This window comes from Chryseobacterium polytrichastri, assembly GCF_900142445.1.
Classification (GTDB): domain Bacteria; phylum Bacteroidota; class Bacteroidia; order Flavobacteriales; family Weeksellaceae; genus Chryseobacterium; species Chryseobacterium polytrichastri.
The window spans coordinates 26,980-44,446 of sequence record NZ_FRAV01000009.1 but is presented as its reverse complement, the minus strand read 5'-3'; the positions used below and the strand labels follow the sequence as shown (position 1 = coordinate 44,446).

Genomic DNA, 17,467 nt, shown 5'->3' with positions numbered 1-17,467 from the left:
TTGGCTTGCATTGTCTAAGATGAAGATGATAATTCGGTTTTTAGTTTTTGGTTCTCCAGTGGGTCCCATTTTTTACCGGAGGGTCTGCTTCTTGAAGATCGGGTTTTATGCCATCTGAAGTAGTCTCTTTTTGGGGCCTACTGGTTACTTCTTTATTTATAATCGTGTTTTTTTCTATTATAATATCATTCTCATCGTCTTGCCTGCAGGATATTAAATTCATAGATAAAATGGTTATCGCTAATAATGAAAATGTTTTTATTGAGATAAGCTTTTTCATAAAATTTTAATTTTAAAAGGTTATCCCGGCCAGGTTTTCGATTAGAATTCTGGGTTCGAAATTATCCTCATAAATCGATATAAAAAAGCACTTGTTGTCACTATTCGGAAATTAAGACGTCCTTATTTATGAATTAGGACATATTTATTTTATTGATAATCAATTATTTAATTGTTTGATTTAAGACTTGATGATTATTGAGATTAATTCATCAGCGAATGATAAAATTTGATGGATTTTCTGTATTTTTGGATGTAAATTATATAGCGATTAACAACTTAAAGTGATTAAAAAACTACTATTTATATTTCCTCTAGTAATTTTTCAACTTTTCCTTTCTCAGAAAGGATATAGTGACTATTATAAATTGAGAGAAAAATATGAGAATTTCGAAGAAAATAATGAGAAGGCATTTTCATTTATTCAACCTTATATCAACAAAGCAAAAAAAGAAAAGAACTATGAGAAGCTAGTTCAGGGTTACAAAGACGCTGTTTTTTATACTACATCCAAGGATAAGAAATTGATGTATTCTGACAGTGCAATTGGAGCTGCAAAATTATCTGAAAATAAAGATTTAATTAGTATTGCTTACCTTGAAAAAGGGGTTGTATATTATTATCATTATAAAAAATACCAGCAGGCGCTGAATGAATATTTGTTGGCATATGAATATTCAAAAGATACCAAAAATGAATTTTTAAAATTTCAGAATCTATATTACATTGGTGTTGTAAAAAGTTATCTTGGCTATTATCTGGAAGCTGCAGAATTATTTAAACAATGCATTGATCATTACAGTTCTCAAGCAAAATCAAATCTGCATCCTAACGAAATTTTCAATAATAAGAAAGGGTATTTGAATAGTTTACGACAGTTAATTATCTGTTATCGACATTTAGGTAAAAACAAAGAAGCAGATTCCGCAGTAGAAATCGGATTATCAGAAGTTGGAAATAATAAAGACTATGCTCAGGAAAAAGGATATTTTCTTTTATCTAAAGGAATTTCAAATTATAAGAAAAATGAATACAGCGCTGCTATAGAAAGTTTTACCCAATCTTTAATTCCTGTTAAAAACAGTGATGATTTTGCGTGGCTGTCTGTAGATTATTTTTATATGGGTAAAAGCTATCTTGGGCTGAAAAATAATTCGGAATCCATTTTATACTTCAAAAAAGTAGATTCTATCTTTCAAAAAAATCAATTCATTCTTCCTGAATTAAGAGAAAATTATGAGTTGCTAATCAATCATTATAAGAAAGAAGGAGATAAAGAGCAGCAGCTTTATTTTACAGGCCAGTTGCTAAAAGCAGATAGTATTATTTCAAAAGACTTTATGTATCTATCTTCAAAAATTCATAAAGAATATGATACTAAAACCTTATTAGATGAAAAAAAGAAATTGGAAAAAACGAATTCCTGGGGAAGTTTTATCATTATTGGATTAGTAATTCTTGCGATAGCATTGGCAATTTTATTGATCATAAGATATAGAAGAGAGAAAGATATTCAGCAGAAATATATTTTGTTAGAAGAGAAATTCTCAACTCATCATAGTGTATCAGAAAAGCCACTTCCAATAATTGAAGATAAAAGAATAGGATTAGATGAAGGGAAAATTGAAGAGCTTCTTAAAAAATTAAAATCATTTGAAGATAAAAAAGACTTTACTCAAAAAGGATTAACGATTAATAAATTGGCAAACCAAATGGGAACCAATTCCAATTATCTTTCTCAGGTCATCAATGATTGTAAAGGAATGAATTTCAATAAATACCTGAGCGAATTGAGAATTAATTATATCACCAATTTATTATTTGAAAATAAAGAATACCTTAAATATGGCATCGAAACGTTAGCCAAAGAATGTGGTATTGCTTCAAGACAGAACTTCTCGGATCTTTTCTATGAACTCAACGGAATCCGCCCCACAGATTTTATCCGAAAAAGAAAACAGGAACTGGATAGTAAGAATAATTTTACAGGTTTGAATCCTGTGTAGATATTTTTAAGCTTAATTCTTCGGAATTGAGCTTTTTTATTATGAATGAAATTTCAGACCTCAATAAACTTACCTCTTTGATGAGGCGTTGGCAAATAACATTTCTGATTGGCCAGTTTCATTCTGTTTCTGGAAACCATATCGTAAAAGATATCACTAAAAGATATTGGAAAAATTTTTCCAATACCAGAAAGGGTATAAATTCCGCCTAATATACCTGCAATTTGCAATACAGCTCTTGACTTGATCATGTAATATTGATTGGGTTTCCAAAGATATAAAGTGTTGAATACTTTTGTTTCAAGCCCTCTTTCTGATAAAAATTTTTGGCCAAAATCTGATTGTAATGACGCAAACATAAACTGGTCTTTCTTATCTCTTTCCAGGATCCATTGAACCCAAAAATTACAGACACCACATTCTCCGTCAAAAAATACAATATGTTTATGTTGCCAATCTTCCTGCATGTTGTTGTTTTTAAAATACCATTGATCTTTCAGTTTCCTCTTTTACTTTTTTAAAGTAATTAACTAATTCCTGCCTTTGTTCGGTGGTTAATTTAGCATCTTGATGTCCCAGAAAATAAGAATCTAGAGGCATTTCCTCTTTTTCTACCATCTTAATACATTCTTCCAGCTTATGGACCTGTCTTTTAGGCTCGTACATAGCAAAGGTAGAAAAATTAAAATGTTTTCTGCCTTCTGTGATATGATTTTTCAACAACCATGAAGAGGGAGCAATATCTGCATACCAAGGATACTTTGATTCATTGGAATGGCAGTCGTAACAGGAAGTAGTGATTATTTTTGCGATTTCTGGTGATGTTTTTTTTATTCTTAAAAAGTCCATACCGGGAGTTGGTGGAGGATTCGTTTTATCAATCGGGAAAAACTGAATGAGAATAAATGCGACAAGAATAACAACAATTGCTTTTTTCATACACTGTGATTTGGGTTTCTAAACAGATAAAGGTATTAAATTTTTAAGTATAAAAAATGTAGAAAATATTTAAATGACGAGGCTAAATTGAATTATTCTAAATACGCCTCCATCTTATTAGTTTTTATCTAAGGTAATACCAAATTTTATTAACTTAATTGCATTATTGTATTTTTTGTTATACTGGCAATTAGAAATCAATAGTTTATGATATGTTATAGTTTTTAACTATTGTAAAAATATTTTCGATAGATTGTATTTATTGGTCAAGCGTTGTAAGTTTGCAGAGTTGTTAAACAAAACAAATTAGTAAAAAGTTAAAATCCAACATAAAAAATTAAGCGATAATGGAAAACGATTTAAATGACATCAGCAAGTGCCCATTTCATAATGGAACAATGAAAAAAGAAAATGTTGCAGGAGGTGGAACTCATAATAAAGACTGGTGGCCGGATCAGTTAAGAGTTGATATTTTAAGACAGTATTCGTCTTTGTCGAATCCTATGGAAGAAGATTTTGATTATGCTGAAGCTTTTCAAAGTCTTGATCTTGAAAGTGTGAAAAAAGATCTTCATGCGTTAATGACAGATTCGCAAGATTGGTGGCCTGCAGATTTTGGACATTATGGACCTTTATTTATCCGTATGGCTTGGCACAGTGCCGGAACATATCGTGTAGGTGACGGAAGAGGTGGAGCAGGAGCTGGTCAACAGCGTTTTGCACCCTTAAATAGCTGGCCGGATAATGTGAGTTTGGATAAAGCAAGAAGATTACTTTGGCCAATCAAACAAAAATATGGTAAGAAAATATCGTGGGCAGATCTTTTAATTCTTACAGGAAATATTGCTCTTGAATCTATGGGCTTCAAAACATTCGGGTTTGCAGGAGGTCGTGAAGATGTCTGGGAGCCGGATCAGGATGTATACTGGGGAACAGAAAAAACTTGGCTAGGCGGGGATCTTCGTTATGCTCACGGTTCTCCGGGTGTTGAAGGTCATGGTGTTCTTCCGGCGGAAGATGATTCTGAGGTTAATCACTCCAGAAACCTTGAAAAACCTTTGGCAGCAGTACAAATGGGACTTATTTATGTAAACCCAGAAGGACCAGACGGAAATCCAGATCCTATTGCAGCAGCAAAAGATATCCGTGATACGTTTGGAAGAATGGCAATGAATGATGAAGAAACTGTAGCATTAATCGCAGGTGGACATACGTTTGGAAAGACTCACGGTGCTGGTCCGGCAGATCATGTTGGAAAAGAACCAGAAGCAGCAGGTATTGAAGCACAGGGATTTGGATGGAGTAGTTCTTATAAATCAGGAAAAGGACCAGATGCTATTTCGAGCGGATTGGAAGTGACATGGACTGAAAAACCAACAGAATGGAGTAATCTTTTCTTTAAAAATCTATTTGAAAACGAATGGGAATTAACTAAAAGTCCTGCAGGCGCTCACCAATGGGTAGCGAAAAACGGCGAAAAAATTATTCCTGATGCATTTGATCCCAATAAAAAGCACAGAGCAACAATGCTTACAACAGATCTTTCACTAAGATTTGATCCTGTATATGAAAAAATATCAAGAAACTTTTTTGAGAATCCAGACGCTTTTGCAGATGCCTTTTCTCGTGCTTGGTTTAAATTAACGCATAGAGATATGGGACCAAAGGCCCGTTATTTAGGTCCTGATGTTCCGGCAGAAGAATTAATCTGGCAAGACCCGATTCCTGAAGTGAACCACGAATTGGTTGATGATTCTGATGTTGAGTCATTGAAAAGTAAAATTTTAAATTCAGGATTAAGCATTTCTGAATTGGTTTCTACAGCTTGGGCTTCAGCCTCAACTTTCAGAGGAAGCGATAAACGTGGTGGTGCTAATGGAGCGAGAGTTCGTTTGGCTCCACAAAAAGATTGGGCTGTAAATAATCCGGCTCAGTTGCAAAAGGTTTTGAGCGTATTAGAAAATATTCAAACAGAATTTAATAATGCTCAAGGCGGAAATAAGAAAATTTCATTAGCAGATTTAATTGTTTTGGCAGGAAGTGCAGCGGTTGAAAAAGCAGCAAGAGATGCCGGACAAAATATTAACGTTCCTTTTGCTCCAGGCCGTATGGATGCTTTGCAAGCGCAAACAGATGTTGAATCTATGCAGTATTTGGAACCTGCAGCAGACGGTTTCAGAAATTACTTGAAGAAAAAATATTCGGTTTCAACTGAATCTTTATTGATTGATAAAGCGCAATTATTGACGCTTACTCCTCCTGAACTAACGGTTTTGATTGGTGGAATGCGTGCTTTGGATACAAATTTCGATAGTTCCAAAAATGGAATATTCACACAACGTCCCGGTGTCTTAACCAATGATTTCTTTGTTAATCTTTTGGATATGAAAACCCAATGGAAAGGCATTTCGGAAGATAATGAATTGTATATGGGAACAGATCGATCAACGGGGCAACCAAAATGGACGGCTTCAAGGGCAGATTTGGTGTTCGGTTCAAATTCTGAATTGAGAGCATTGGCAGAAGTGTATGCAAGTTCTGATGCACAAGGAAAATTTGTAAAAGATTTTGTAGCAGCTTGGACTAAAGTAATGAACTTAGATAGATTTGATTTAATCTAATTTTTATATTCATCTAATTTTTGAAGACAGCCGCTTTGGCTGTCTTTTTTCTTAAACTTCATTTAAATTGATTGCTTATTTCTTAAAAATAGTAAGCAGTTAGATTTACAAAAACAAGCTATTCAAAATATCAAATTCATAATCTGAGAGATTATTACTGCTTAAATAATAAAAGCCTATCTTTGCAAAAAATTGAGCTCCAAAAGTTGGAGTAACTCATTAATAATTATTTATTAAACATTTTTATGTCAAATATTGTTGCTATCGTTGGGCGTCCCAATGTAGGAAAATCCACGTTATTTAACCGTTTACTGGAAAGGAGAGAAGCTATTGTAGATTCTACTGCTGGGGTTACAAGAGACCGTCATTACGGGAAATCAGACTGGAATGGTGTAGATTTCACTGTTATTGATACAGGAGGTTATGATGTGAACAATGATGATGTTTTCCAGGAGGAAATTTCAAAGCAGGTTCAGTTAGCTATTGATGAAGCTACATCTATCATTTTTATGATGAATGTAGAGGAAGGTCTTACAGATACGGATTACGAAATTCACGAACTTTTAAGAAGATCAAACAAGCCGGTTTACATTGTTATCAACAAAGTAGATTCTGCTAAAGAAGAAATTGATGCTACAGAATTCTATCAATTAGGAATTGAAAAATACTATACTTTATCTTCTGCTACAGGTTCTGGAACAGGAGAAGTTTTAGATGATATCGTTAGAGACTTCCCAACTACAGATTATAAAGATCCATTTGAAGGGTTGCCTAAAATTACAATTGCAGGTCGTCCAAACGTAGGGAAATCTACATTAACAAATGCTTTATTGGATGCAGATAGAAATATCGTAACTGATGTTGCAGGAACTACAAGAGACAGTATTCAGACGCTATATAATAAATTCGGACACGAGTTTGTATTGGTAGATACGGCAGGAATGAGAAGAAAGTCTAAAGTAAATGAAGACTTGGAATTCTATTCTGTAATGAGATCTATCCGTTCTATTGAATATTCAGATGTTGTTATTATCATGGTGGATGCTACTTTAGGGTGGGAATCTCAGGATATGAACATCTTCGGTTTAGCACAGAAAAACAGAAAAGGGATTGTAATTGTGGTTAACAAGTGGGATCTTGTTGAAGATAAGCACACCAATACAGTGCGTGATTTTGAGGAATCAATTAAAAATAAAATTGGTCAGTTCAGCGATATTCCAATTCTTTTTGTTTCAGCATTAACGAAGCAGAGAATTCTGAAAGCGGTGGAAATGGCAATGTTGGTATATGAAGATCGTAAGAAGAAGATCAAGACTTCAAAATTAAATGAAATCATGCTTCCTATTTTTGAGCGTACTCCGCCACCAGCAAATAAAGGTAAATTCATTAAAATCAAATATTGTGTACAGCTTCCAACGCCGTCTCCACAATTTGTATTCTTCTGTAACTTACCACAGTATGTAAAAGAACCATATAAGAGATTTGCTGAAAATCAACTGAGAAAAGAATTCGGATTTACCGGAGTTCCAATTGAGGTTTATTTCAGACAAAAATAAAGAAATAAAGATGGAAGTTTGGGTAGCGTATAGTTTCCTAAATAAGAATAATTCTGAAAGAGTAGACGAATTATTTGATGAACTTCCTGTTTCCATTAAGCAGTCTGTAGAAAGATATCAAGATCCGAACGATAGACTGGCTAGGAAAATTTCAAAATTATTATTAGAAACTCTGATAAGGAAAAGTAGTCCTTATCAGAGTTTTTTTTGGGATTTATATCAAAAAGATGATTTTTCAAAACCTTACATTAAAGGATCTGAATTTGATTTCAGTAGCTCTCACAGTAAAAACCTAGTGGTATCATGTCTTTCCCTAAAAGGAAAATGTGGAATTGATACGGAGTTTATTCAGCCTTTGAATATTGAAATTTACAATAATTTTTTACATCTTGAAGAAAGGAGATTTATAAAGTCTCATCAAAATCCTCAAGCTGCTTTCTATGAAATATGGATAAAAAAAGAAGCCTCGTTAAAGGCTTCAGGTTTTGGTATTTCAAAAGAATTGGGAGAGATTGATGCTCATCAAGAAAAAGTAATCATTGAGGATGATACTTACTTTACAAAGCCTCTGTTTTTATCTCCTGATTATATAAATTTTATTGCTTCTGATTTCAGGATTACCGATTTACATACAGAAGAAATTATTTTCTGATTTTTTTATAACCATTTTTCATACACTAATCTTACAGGTTGGTAACCTTGGTTTCCAAGCCACTTTTGCATCGTGTCATTATTGCATAAAGTATAGCGATAAATTTTTCGGATATTATAGTCTTTATAAGTCTCTTCAAAAGCTTTGTTAAGAGCCGAATAAATTCCATGTTTTCTGAATTCCTGTTTTACATATCCTTCTGAAACATACAAATCATCGGCATCACCAAGTTCAAAATTGCTGTCATCTTTTTCGTCGATGTATCCAAATATAAATCCGATGGCTTTCCCTTCAATTTCAGCAATAAGAAAGGTGCCATCATTTTCTTCTTCGCATTCAGACATAAAACGAAGGTAGTTTTCTCTAATCAAATTCCAATCAGCCGTTTTATCATTCATGCTTTTTTCGGAAATATGAAGTTCACCCACCAGTTCATCTGCGATGGCTATATTTTCTGCGATTTTTATTTTTTTAATTATATAATCCATGTCTCGTTTTTTAGATTATTTACCTCTTAACGGGCTTCCATGCCATGAGGTATTATCGGAAAGAGCTTCTCCTTTCATTACTAGAGAAAGAGCATCAATGTGCACATTATTGCCAATCTCAGTATCGTATAAAATAATCGTTCGCGAGTGAATCGTTGTCTGGCTTCCTATTTTCACCCCGCCTACTTTCATAATTCTGTCTTCAAAAAGGTGGGTTTGAGGGCCACAGTCTTCATTTAACATCGCTTCATCTCCGATGGAAACCATATCATATTCTGTGATGTCAGTGGTGTTAAGCCATACTTTCTTTCCTATTTTTACCCCTAAAAATCTCATGAAGAAAGGCAGCCACATGGTACCACGAAGGAAATCCAAAAAGAAAATAACAGGCAGCGCTTCATAAATTGTGGTAATGCCTTCACTGAGCCATACTTTAAGGCTGTACATTGGCATTTCGGTCTTTTTATATTTTCCGATTAATATCCATTTTAATAAAACGGTAAGGAAAAATGAAGGGAGTGCCACAATTCCTAAATAGTAAAATGGGGCAAATATCAAAAGATACAGGATTTTTCCTTCAAGGTAATTACTGGTATAGGCAATGAATAGCACGCTGCAAATAATGATTACCGTTTGTGGCAGGATAATTCTTATTCCCTCTACAATAGCTCTTGCAAGCTGAAGACGAAGTGGAGGGTTGTAGGTAAGACTGTCTTTAAATGAATCTGATTTCTGTCTGGAAGGTAGCCCAATAGGAGGAGACCCAAACCAATCTTTTTCAGATGAATTTTCAAGTTGCTCTTCTGTTGGCGCTTTGCTTAAAACTCCAATCAACATATTGTCACCAAGTTCATATCCTTGGGGAATCAGTCCGCTGTTTCCTACAAAACTGTTGTTTCCTATTTTTGTTTTTGCTAAAATTAATTTTTGATTTCTTATATCATGTTCTCCAAGAATCACGGCATCGGCAATAAATGAACCTTCCCCAATTTCCAATAGATTATGGGAAACATCGCTGGCCGTTGATATTTCTGAATTCTTCCCAACCTTGGCACCCATCATTCTATAAAATTTACTGATATAGATTGATGCAAAAAGAGGATGAACAATGGTTAATGATAAATTAAATATTTGGTCTTTGATCCATTTTCTATAATATATAAAGCTGTAAACAGGGTAAACTCCGGGTTTCATATTGTATTGCAGTAATCTTGTAATAATACTTACAACACCAATGAACAGCAATATATACACCGTAGAAAGTATAGGAGCCTGCCATAGGTAATAAAAACTGTAATCAGATGAACGATCATCTAAATAATACAGCGTATACAACGTTGGAGCCAGAGGTAAAACGATAAGTAGCGGAAAGAAAAATAATGAACATGCATACAAAAGAGAATATCTATTTCTTTTTTGTGCAGAAGCTAATATTGGAGTTTCTACTTCTTCAGCACTTTTTGTTCTTAATTTTTCGGCAGGGCTACCATCCCATATTTCTCCAAAGCCAATGGTCTTTCCTTCATTCAGACAACTTAGATCCTGAAGTTCTCCAAACTCTTCAATCGTAGTTTCTCCACAAACAATAGCGGAAGACCCAAGATAAGCGTGCGCTTTAATATGTACTTTTCTTATTTTTAAAATACCATTTTCTACAGATGCATTATCAATACTACAGCCGGAACTGGTGGTTACATTCTCATCAATGGTTACTAAGTCTTCAGCAGCAATTGGCAAAAGGCTCAGTTGAGCACTGGGATGCACTTTTACCCCCAATAGTCGTAAATATTTTGGATATAAAGGAGTTTCTACAATAAATTCAGAAGGCATCAGTCTTTTAACCGTTTTCCAAAGCCACCATCTGAAATAATACCATCCCCAAAGCGGATAGTCTCCTTCTTTTATTTTTCCAATAATAAGCCATTTGGTTAAAAGAATAATAATGGAATATACCGGAGGAATTAAGGTGTATAAAAGAACAGCACTCAATAACGCATACGTCGTTCCATATCCGTTAATCTGGAAATAATAATAACTTAAATAAGGGAAAAATATCTGAATACTAAATAACGCGAATATAGCCATTAAAGAAACGGTCTGCGCTGCATTACAGGCGTAATATTGAAACGTAGAAACTCTTTGAAATGGTTCTTGTTTTACAGGTTCTTGTTCGCGCTTATTTTTAAGACATTCGGCATAAGCTGACAGCGGACGGTTTTCATAAATGTCTTTTAATGAAGCATAAGGAATACCTGCTTTTTGTCTTAAATGTGAAACAAGAGTTGCGGCCAACAAAGAGTGTCCGCCCAAATCAGTAAAAAAATCATGTTGTAGATTAATATCTTTTCCGGGAAACACCCATTGAAGGGTCTGGATTAGTTTATCTTCAACAGAAGCTGCAGTGTCTATTTTAATATCTTCATTCTTTTCATGAAGGCTGAAACTTTCAGGAATAGGAAGTTTTTTTCTGTCGATCTTTCCGCTCGGCATCCTTGGCATTTCCTTCATTTGAACAATAGCGATAGGAACCATGTATGGCGCTAGAAATTTTGCTAATTCTTTTCGAGTTTCATTTTCGTCAAAAGAAACATCATTTTTTATAACAGCATATCCTACAAGTTGCCCTTGCCCGTTGGAATCTTCTTTTACACAAACAGCAGCCGAAGAAATATTCTGAAGCTGGTTGAGTCGGGATTCTATTTCGCCAAGCTCAATTCGGTAACCTCGAAGTTTTATTTGATCATCAATTCGTCCTTGAAAGTCGATAAATCCATTTTCTCTTATAACTACAGCATCTCCTGTTTTATAGATAGTATCACCTGGAAGATCAGAAAAAGGATTGGGTAGAAATTTTTGTTCCGTAAGCTCTGGAAGATTAAAATATCCTTTGCTTACACCAGGTCCTGAAATAATCATTTCCCCACGTTCACCTCTTGGAACGATATTCATATTTTCATCTACCACAGCAAGGTGGTAATTAGGTAATGGCCCTCCGATAGTCAGTTCTTCTGTACTATTCAGAATAATCATATTGGAAGAAACGGTAGTTTCTGTAGGTCCATAACTGTTGATGAAAGTTCGGTAAGGTTTTGCCCATTTCTCTTGTACCTGCTTGGTACAGGCCTCTCCACCTGTATTGATTAGTCGTATAGAAGGCACCTCATCAATAATGGCAAGAATACTGGGAACAGCGTGAAGAACGGTGATGTGATTTTTAGCTAAAACTTCACTTAATTCGTCTATTGCTTTCACTGTTGTAGCATCAGCAATCCAGATAGTAGCACCTGAAAAAAGACTGATCCAAACTTCCTCACACCACATGTCAAAAGAAACCGAGAATCCCTGATAAATGATATCGGTATCTTTTATTCCTATAAAATCTTCTTCAGATCTGATCAGGTGACAAATATTGCGATGGGAGATCGGGATTCCTTTAGGGTTCCCGGTGCTTCCTGAAGTAAATAAAACATAAGCCCAGCTATCAGGCATATTTTCAATAGAAAGTGCGGGAATGGTATCTTTCGGCTCTTGGGCTATTGATAAAGGTGTACAGTGGATATGCGCATCAGTATCTGAGAAATATGTTTTTACCTGAATGTCTGTAAAAACCTGTTTAATCCGGTCTTCCGGCATTTCTCTGTCTAAAGGAACGTAGGCTGCTCCTGCTTTTAATATTCCCAATATGGCGACAGGAAGCTCCAAGCTTCTTGGGTACCATACTCCAACGCTGTCACCCGGTTTTACGCCTTCATTTTGTAATTGTAGCGCAATTGCATTACTCCAGCTGTCTAATTCTGCATAAGACAGCTTTTTATTTCCAAAAATAAAAGCTGTTTTGTCTTTATATTTCTCAAATATGGGTGCTAAAAGCTGAGGGAGGGTTTCGTCTATTATAAATTCAGGGGATATTTTCCCTAAAATAAGGCTTTTCATCATGATTAAAGTATTTGGTCTATGGTATTCTTGGAAACTTCCATAAATATAATCCATTTCTCTTTAGTTTCAATGTCTAAATTTGTAATTTTGCAGAGAATTTATACTAATTATTCCCCTTAAAATAAAATTAAAATATTCCATGCTTACTATTTTATCAGAAAAATTTTCCTTAGTTAACCAATGGATCAACGAATTACGAAATGTAGAGATTCAACATGATCGAATGAGATTCCGTAGAAATATGGAACGTATTGGAGAAATTGCTGCTTTTGAAATTAGTAAAGGCCTTGAAACAAGAGAAGTTGAAATTCAAACTCCTTTAGATACCATTAAAGTAACAGAAATTGCTGTTCAGCCAGTTATTACAACGATTTTGAGAGCCGGAGTTCCTTTATTTGAAGGGATTTTAAATTATCTTGACGGTGCAGACTGCGGATTTGTTGCTGCCTACAGAAAACACGATGCCAATGACTATTTTTCTATAAAGCAGGATTATTTAACGTGCCCAAGTATTGAGGGGAGACCTTTGATCGTTGGAGATCCCATGTTGGCAACGGGAGCTTCTTTAATAGAAGCAATTAAAGATTTGTTGACACACGGGACGCCTTCTCAGTTGCATATTGTTGCGGCAATTGCTTCAAGGCAAGGAGTTGAAACGATTCAGAATGCTTATCCAGATGCAGAAATTTGGGTAGGAGCGATTGATGAGAATCTGACTTCAAAAGGATACATCACTCCAGGGTTAGGAGATGCAGGAGATCTAAGCTATGGAGAAAAGCTTCAAAGATAAATTATATAAGAGATTTCAGAAATCTTTTATTACAGAATACTATATTGTTCGTACTTTTTACGGCCATTTTTTATGAGAATATTTGTCATAATATATAAAGTTAAAAATGCACAACAACATATTGTTATTGTGCATTGATGAATAAAAAAGTATAAAGATAGATGTGTTTCTACATAGTTTAAAAATCATTATACAAAGCAACTGCCTGAAAGTTGGTTCCCGGCACATTTCCTCCTTGTGTACATAAAACATTATTAAAGCATAAACCCTCTAAAGAAATTGAATGTGTACCTGCAGCCAATTCAATAGAGAAAGAACCGGTATTGTAAAAGAAACCAGTAAGGTTGGTCCCTATTCTTGCGCTATTGGTATAGGAATTACTTGCCCTTATTTTTGTATTACCATCTACTGTAAGATGAGTCATTAGTAGTTTAGCCCTTCCGTCGCTTGCTGCGGTTGATAAGTTTATGGGTACTGAAAAATTGATAATTACTAATGCTTTTTTAGGAAGTGTTATAGATTGGGTAGATATTGTTGAAGGTGTAGTGCTGCTATTATTTTGGGAAGTTGGTAATGTTGTGAGATTAAATAATTGTACATATTGTTGATTCAAAGTGCTTTTAGGAACGTAATCTATATTTCCATTCGTATCTGTTGTTAAAACCTGATCATAATTTATATCGGCTGATTTATCAGTAAGTGTTCGTATTCTAGATGTACCATTTACATCCAATATTCTTGTTGGAGTGGTTGTTTTTATACCAACTTGAGCGTTAACAGTAATTGCTAACAAAATTAAAATATTACAAAATTTTTTCATCATTTTATCTTTAGTTATAAATGCTATTGGTGCATTACCCGTATTCTTTCTTTACTATTTTCTGTTGTAAGAATGATTACGTACGGATGTTGTCTTTGTGTTTTCTATGGTAATTATCTCGTGGCTAAAAGAATTGTGAAAAATAAGTAGGTGTACCTACCTATAATTACATAGCCAAGATATTTATGCTTTTATTTGCAGAATATAAAGCACAGTGAAATTTACGGGTGTATATTTAGTCAATAGCAAGAACTACCACACATAATGTGGGGTTTAATTATATTAAAAATTATTGTATAAAGCAGTTGCTTGGAAATTAGTTCCAGGTAAGTTTCCGCCCTGTGTACATGAAGTATTATCTGCGCAGAATCCCTCCAGAGAAATGGAATGCGTGCCTGGATTTAGTTCGATGAAGTATGACCCTGTATTATAAAAAAGTCCAGAAAGATTGGTTCCTGTATTTGTACTATTGGTATAAATATTACTTGCCTTCACTGTTTCATTCCCATCTACAAGTAAATGAGTTCTTAATATTCTAGCTCTTCCGTCACTTGCTGTAGTTGATAAGTTGATAGGAACTGAAAAATTAACCATTACCAAGGCTGTTTTAGTAAGTGTTATAGATTGTTTTGATATGGTGGAAGCTGAGGTATTACTATTAATCACTGTAGAAGGTAAAGTTCTGAGATTAAATAATTCCACATATTGCTGATGCAAACTACTTTTAGGAACATAATCTACATTTCCATTGGCATCAGTTGTTAGTACCTGATCATAATTTATATCTGCGGATTTATCAGTAAGTGTACGTATTCTGGATGTTCCGTTAACATCTAAAGTTCTTGTTGGGGTATCGGTTTGTATCCCGACTTGTGCATGAGTCATGACTCCTAAAAAGATAGAAATTGTGCAAAGTTTTTTCATCACTTTTGTTTTTAATTATGAATGTTATTTATCTATTGCCATTACCAGTATGCTTACTTTATTATTTCCCATTGTAAGAATTTCCCATACGGCTGCTGACATTGTGTTTCCTGTTGTGAAAACATCATCTACCAAAAGGATATGTTTTCCCGAAATATTTTTATTGGCAGAAAATATATTTTCTGTTTTTAAACGATGTTTTTTATCTTTTAAAGCCTGTGCTTTAGAATAATGTACTTTGGTGATTATTTCATGGTCAAAAGGTATACTATAAAACTCAGATAAAGTTTCAGCAAATAGATGTAATTGATTGTATCCTCGTTCTTTTAATTTCTTTTTATGAAGAGGAATACTTGCTATTAAGTCGGGCTTTTCATTTTTAAAATCTATGCGTTTTGTTATCCAATTAGCTATAATATGCCCTGTTTTTTCTCTGCTTTTGTATTTTAATTCATGGATGATTTTTTGACTAACACTTTCTTTTTCAAATTGTAGTAAAGCATAAGCATTTTCTATCGGAAAAAGTGTTTTACATATTTCTTTAAGTATATTCTCTCCAAAATAATCAAAGTGTGTGAATTGAATTTTTTCAAAACATAGAGTACACGTAAGAAAATCAGCATCAATAATCATATTACAATGTAAACAACGATTGGGGAAAAATAAATCAAGAAACATATGTTTTCTAATCATTAAAATCAATTAAATTTAGTAATTAAGTTTTTAATTAAATGTTAAATATTGATTTATTTTACGTATTTGATATTTATTGCTGTATGATTTTAGTTTTTTAATAAAAATTAAAGTAGAGTTGATTTGTTGTAGTAAAAAATAAAGTTATTTTTACAATCGATTGTATTTTAACATATTAAGCTGAATAAATTAAACCAGAGCTTAGTTGTTATGAAAAATTGAAATTTGAAATTAAAAAATGTAGATTAAAATTAATGATTTTGATTTACAGTGTATTATAAAAGTTCTTTTCTTATTTTATCGACAGCATTTTTCATACTCAAATTAAAGTACTCTTTTTCCAAGCGAATGGGTGGAGCTTGTCTTACCTCACAATCCGCAACACTGCAAGACTCACAAGTCACTCCAACATTGATTGTTTTCAACGTTGAAGATTTGATAAAATTAATTTTTTTGATTGTGTGAGAATTCAATAAAATTCCAAGGCAATAACTTCTGTTACTCCCGTCAGAAAAAGGGTTTTTCTGAGAAGTTGAAATCACAAGATAACTGATTCCTTGGTCTTTATAATGGGAGATTTGAGCATCAGTTAATGTTTCATTTTCTTTTAAATGCGCTAAATTTTTCACCGCGATCCATCTTCTACAATAATGCTCATTGGTGGCGTTGGCGTGTGGAGCTTGTTGATGATTAAGATGTAGCTCTTTTAAAATCTGAATTTTATCAGAGTTTTTCTTCTTTACCAAACACAAATAAAAGAGATCTTTAATTCCTAATTCGGAAGAAAGAACATTTGTTAATCGGTAATAAAAAGTTTCCGGAGAATGGGTGAAATTTTCAATCAGATTTTCGAAACTTTTAGGTTCCCACGTATTTTGTAAGAAAAAATTAGAGGTATTTTCAATGATTTGCTCTTTTGAAATTAATAAGGCTCCGGCAAAATAAGACGCGTAAAAATTATTCAAAATTTCTTCAAAACTTCCAAAATCTAACCATGAATAAGTGTTTGGTCTGTTTTTCAATTCTAAAACATTGAAACCTATTTCTTTCGCCAGAATAAAAGTCTTCTGATCTTTTTCAAGTTTATCATTCAGCAACAGTAATTTTTTCTCTGGAATGAATAAAGAACGGAGATTGTCTAAAGCGCCGTACGTTTCAAAATTGTTTGATTGAATGGTGTAATTAAATTTTTCAACCAAAATATTTTCCAAGACTTCGGCTTTTATATTTTTACTGATTTCCAACAAATTTTCTTCTGCAAAATGCACTACTTTTTCCTCTATTTCAGGGAAATAATTGTCATACAACTCTTGGAAAGATCGCAGAACAGCAAAATAAAAACGTTCTTTTCCTAAATTATAATTCTGAGAAATTTCAATTAATGCATTAATAAAAGCAGTCACTTTTTTAGGCGCATCACTGATAATACTGATTAAATTATTCTTATTAATTCCGAAAAGTTCTAACGGAACTTCTTTAAAAAAGTCTGATTGCAGAATTTCATTAAATGGCGCTAGGCTTTTATCCAATTTCGTAGAAACCAGATCATCAAAAGTACAGTTTAATGATTCTGAAAGTTGAATGATCTTATCGTGTTTCGGATATTTTTTACCGTTTTCAATTTCGTTTAAATAAGATTTAGATAAACCTGTTTTTACGGCAAGGTCTTGTAAAGACCAATTTTTCTTTTGTCTTTGTTGTTTCAGTTTCAATCCGAAAACCGTTTTGATAAAGTCGCTGTCAGAATTCATTACTCAAATATA

At 33.6% G+C, this 17,467-nt stretch carries 14 protein-coding genes; 5 read left to right on the top strand and 9 right to left on the bottom strand.

Annotated elements, in window-relative coordinates:
- Positions 1 to 40: 40 nt before the first annotated feature.
- Positions 41 to 280: a hypothetical protein gene (locus tag BUB80_RS07440; protein WP_139262602.1), complete on the bottom strand. Its 240-nt coding sequence runs from the start codon at positions 278 to 280 to the stop codon at positions 41 to 43.
- Between the two features lie 283 nt (positions 281 to 563).
- Between BUB80_RS07440 and BUB80_RS07435 the strand changes: the two genes are divergently transcribed.
- Positions 564 to 2,285 carry a helix-turn-helix domain-containing protein gene (locus BUB80_RS07435; protein WP_083547106.1) on the top strand — a complete coding sequence of 574 codons (1,722 nt, stop codon included), beginning with the start codon at positions 564 to 566 and terminating at the stop codon, positions 2,283 to 2,285.
- 53 nt (positions 2,286 to 2,338) lie between these two features.
- Here BUB80_RS07435 and BUB80_RS07430 read toward each other — a convergent pair whose 3' ends face one another.
- Together BUB80_RS07430 and BUB80_RS07425 are read right to left on the bottom strand one after the other, a co-directional pair.
- On the bottom strand, positions 2,339 to 2,752 hold the full coding sequence (locus tag BUB80_RS07430; protein ID WP_073292310.1) for a thiol-disulfide oxidoreductase DCC family protein: 414 nt from the start codon (positions 2,750 to 2,752) through the stop codon (positions 2,339 to 2,341).
- 10 nt (positions 2,753 to 2,762) lie between these two features.
- Positions 2,763 to 3,224: a heme-binding domain-containing protein gene (locus tag BUB80_RS07425; RefSeq protein WP_073292309.1), complete on the bottom strand. Its 462-nt coding sequence runs from the start codon at positions 3,222 to 3,224 to the stop codon at positions 2,763 to 2,765.
- Positions 3,225 to 3,571: 347 nt separating this feature from the next.
- Between BUB80_RS07425 and katG the strand changes: the two genes are divergently transcribed.
- The 3 genes from katG to BUB80_RS07410 all read left to right on the top strand — a co-directional run bounded on the left by katG (position 3,572) and on the right by BUB80_RS07410 (position 8,053).
- Positions 3,572 to 5,845, top strand: a complete 2,274-nt coding sequence (gene katG / locus BUB80_RS07420; protein WP_073292308.1) for a catalase/peroxidase HPI — start codon at positions 3,572 to 3,574, stop codon at positions 5,843 to 5,845.
- A 245-nt stretch (positions 5,846 to 6,090) separates the two neighbouring features.
- Positions 6,091 to 7,401, top strand: a complete 1,311-nt coding sequence (gene der, locus BUB80_RS07415) for a ribosome biogenesis GTPase Der (RefSeq protein WP_073292307.1) — start codon at positions 6,091 to 6,093, stop codon at positions 7,399 to 7,401.
- 10 nt (positions 7,402 to 7,411) lie between these two features.
- Positions 7,412 to 8,053 (top strand): 4'-phosphopantetheinyl transferase family protein, encoded by a 642-nt coding sequence (locus tag BUB80_RS07410; RefSeq protein WP_139262600.1) that lies wholly within the window; start codon positions 7,412 to 7,414, stop codon positions 8,051 to 8,053.
- 5 nt (positions 8,054 to 8,058) lie between these two features.
- Here the strand turns inward: BUB80_RS07410 and BUB80_RS07405 are convergent, their stop codons facing one another.
- Both BUB80_RS07405 and BUB80_RS07400 read right to left on the bottom strand, forming a co-directional pair.
- Positions 8,059 to 8,541: a GNAT family N-acetyltransferase gene (locus BUB80_RS07405; RefSeq protein ID WP_073292305.1), complete on the bottom strand. Its 483-nt coding sequence runs from the start codon at positions 8,539 to 8,541 to the stop codon at positions 8,059 to 8,061.
- A gap of 15 nt (positions 8,542 to 8,556) precedes the next feature.
- Positions 8,557 to 12,531 (bottom strand): Pls/PosA family non-ribosomal peptide synthetase, encoded by a 3,975-nt coding sequence (locus BUB80_RS07400; protein ID WP_228433722.1) that lies wholly within the window; start codon positions 12,529 to 12,531, stop codon positions 8,557 to 8,559.
- Positions 12,532 to 12,616: 85 nt separating this feature from the next.
- Here BUB80_RS07400 and upp point away from each other — a divergent pair, with 85 nt between their 5' ends.
- Positions 12,617 to 13,267 (top strand): uracil phosphoribosyltransferase, encoded by a 651-nt coding sequence (upp, locus tag BUB80_RS07395; RefSeq protein ID WP_073292304.1) that lies wholly within the window; start codon positions 12,617 to 12,619, stop codon positions 13,265 to 13,267.
- A 178-nt stretch (positions 13,268 to 13,445) separates the two neighbouring features.
- Here the strand turns inward: upp and BUB80_RS07390 are convergent, their stop codons facing one another.
- The 4 genes from BUB80_RS07390 to BUB80_RS07375 form a co-directional block, all read right to left on the bottom strand.
- A complete protein-coding gene (locus tag BUB80_RS07390; RefSeq protein WP_139262597.1) occupies positions 13,446 to 14,090 on the bottom strand; it encodes a hypothetical protein in 645 nt (214 codons plus the stop codon).
- A 279-nt stretch (positions 14,091 to 14,369) separates the two neighbouring features.
- Positions 14,370 to 15,011 (bottom strand): hypothetical protein, encoded by a 642-nt coding sequence (locus tag BUB80_RS07385; protein ID WP_139262595.1) that lies wholly within the window; start codon positions 15,009 to 15,011, stop codon positions 14,370 to 14,372.
- A 24-nt stretch (positions 15,012 to 15,035) separates the two neighbouring features.
- Entirely contained in the window at positions 15,036 to 15,704 is a 669-nt protein-coding gene (locus BUB80_RS07380; RefSeq protein WP_228433720.1) for a ComF family protein, read from the bottom strand.
- Between the two features lie 275 nt (positions 15,705 to 15,979).
- A complete protein-coding gene (locus BUB80_RS07375; protein ID WP_073292301.1) occupies positions 15,980 to 17,455 on the bottom strand; it encodes a helix-turn-helix domain-containing protein in 1,476 nt (491 codons plus the stop codon).
- Positions 17,456 to 17,467: the final 12 nt, after the last annotated feature.

Bases quoted from the DNA above. Each gene is read 5' to 3' on its own strand.
- der (WP_073292307.1), top strand. From the start codon at position 6,091: ATGTCAAATATTGTTGCTATCGTTGGGCGTCCCAATGTAGGAAAATCC.
- katG (WP_073292308.1), top strand. From the start codon at position 3,572: ATGGAAAACGATTTAAATGACATCAGCAAGTGCCCATTTCATAATGGA.
- BUB80_RS07400 (WP_228433722.1), bottom strand. From the start codon at position 12,531: ATGGATTATATTTATGGAAGTTTCCAAGAATACCATAGACCAAATACT.
- BUB80_RS07410 (WP_139262600.1), top strand. From the start codon at position 7,412: ATGGAAGTTTGGGTAGCGTATAGTTTCCTAAATAAGAATAATTCTGAA.
- BUB80_RS07380 (WP_228433720.1), bottom strand. From the start codon at position 15,704: ATGATTAGAAAACATATGTTTCTTGATTTATTTTTCCCCAATCGTTGT.
- BUB80_RS07385 (WP_139262595.1), bottom strand. From the start codon at position 15,011: ATGAAAAAACTTTGCACAATTTCTATCTTTTTAGGAGTCATGACTCAT.
- upp (WP_073292304.1), top strand. From the start codon at position 12,617: ATGCTTACTATTTTATCAGAAAAATTTTCCTTAGTTAACCAATGGATC.
- BUB80_RS07390 (WP_139262597.1), bottom strand. From the start codon at position 14,090: ATGATGAAAAAATTTTGTAATATTTTAATTTTGTTAGCAATTACTGTT.
- BUB80_RS07440 (WP_139262602.1), bottom strand. From the start codon at position 280: ATGAAAAAGCTTATCTCAATAAAAACATTTTCATTATTAGCGATAACC.
- BUB80_RS07405 (WP_073292305.1), bottom strand. From the start codon at position 8,541: ATGGATTATATAATTAAAAAAATAAAAATCGCAGAAAATATAGCCATC.
- BUB80_RS07425 (WP_073292309.1), bottom strand. From the start codon at position 3,224: ATGAAAAAAGCAATTGTTGTTATTCTTGTCGCATTTATTCTCATTCAG.
- BUB80_RS07430 (WP_073292310.1), bottom strand. From the start codon at position 2,752: ATGCAGGAAGATTGGCAACATAAACATATTGTATTTTTTGACGGAGAA.
- BUB80_RS07375 (WP_073292301.1), bottom strand. From the start codon at position 17,455: ATGAATTCTGACAGCGACTTTATCAAAACGGTTTTCGGATTGAAACTG.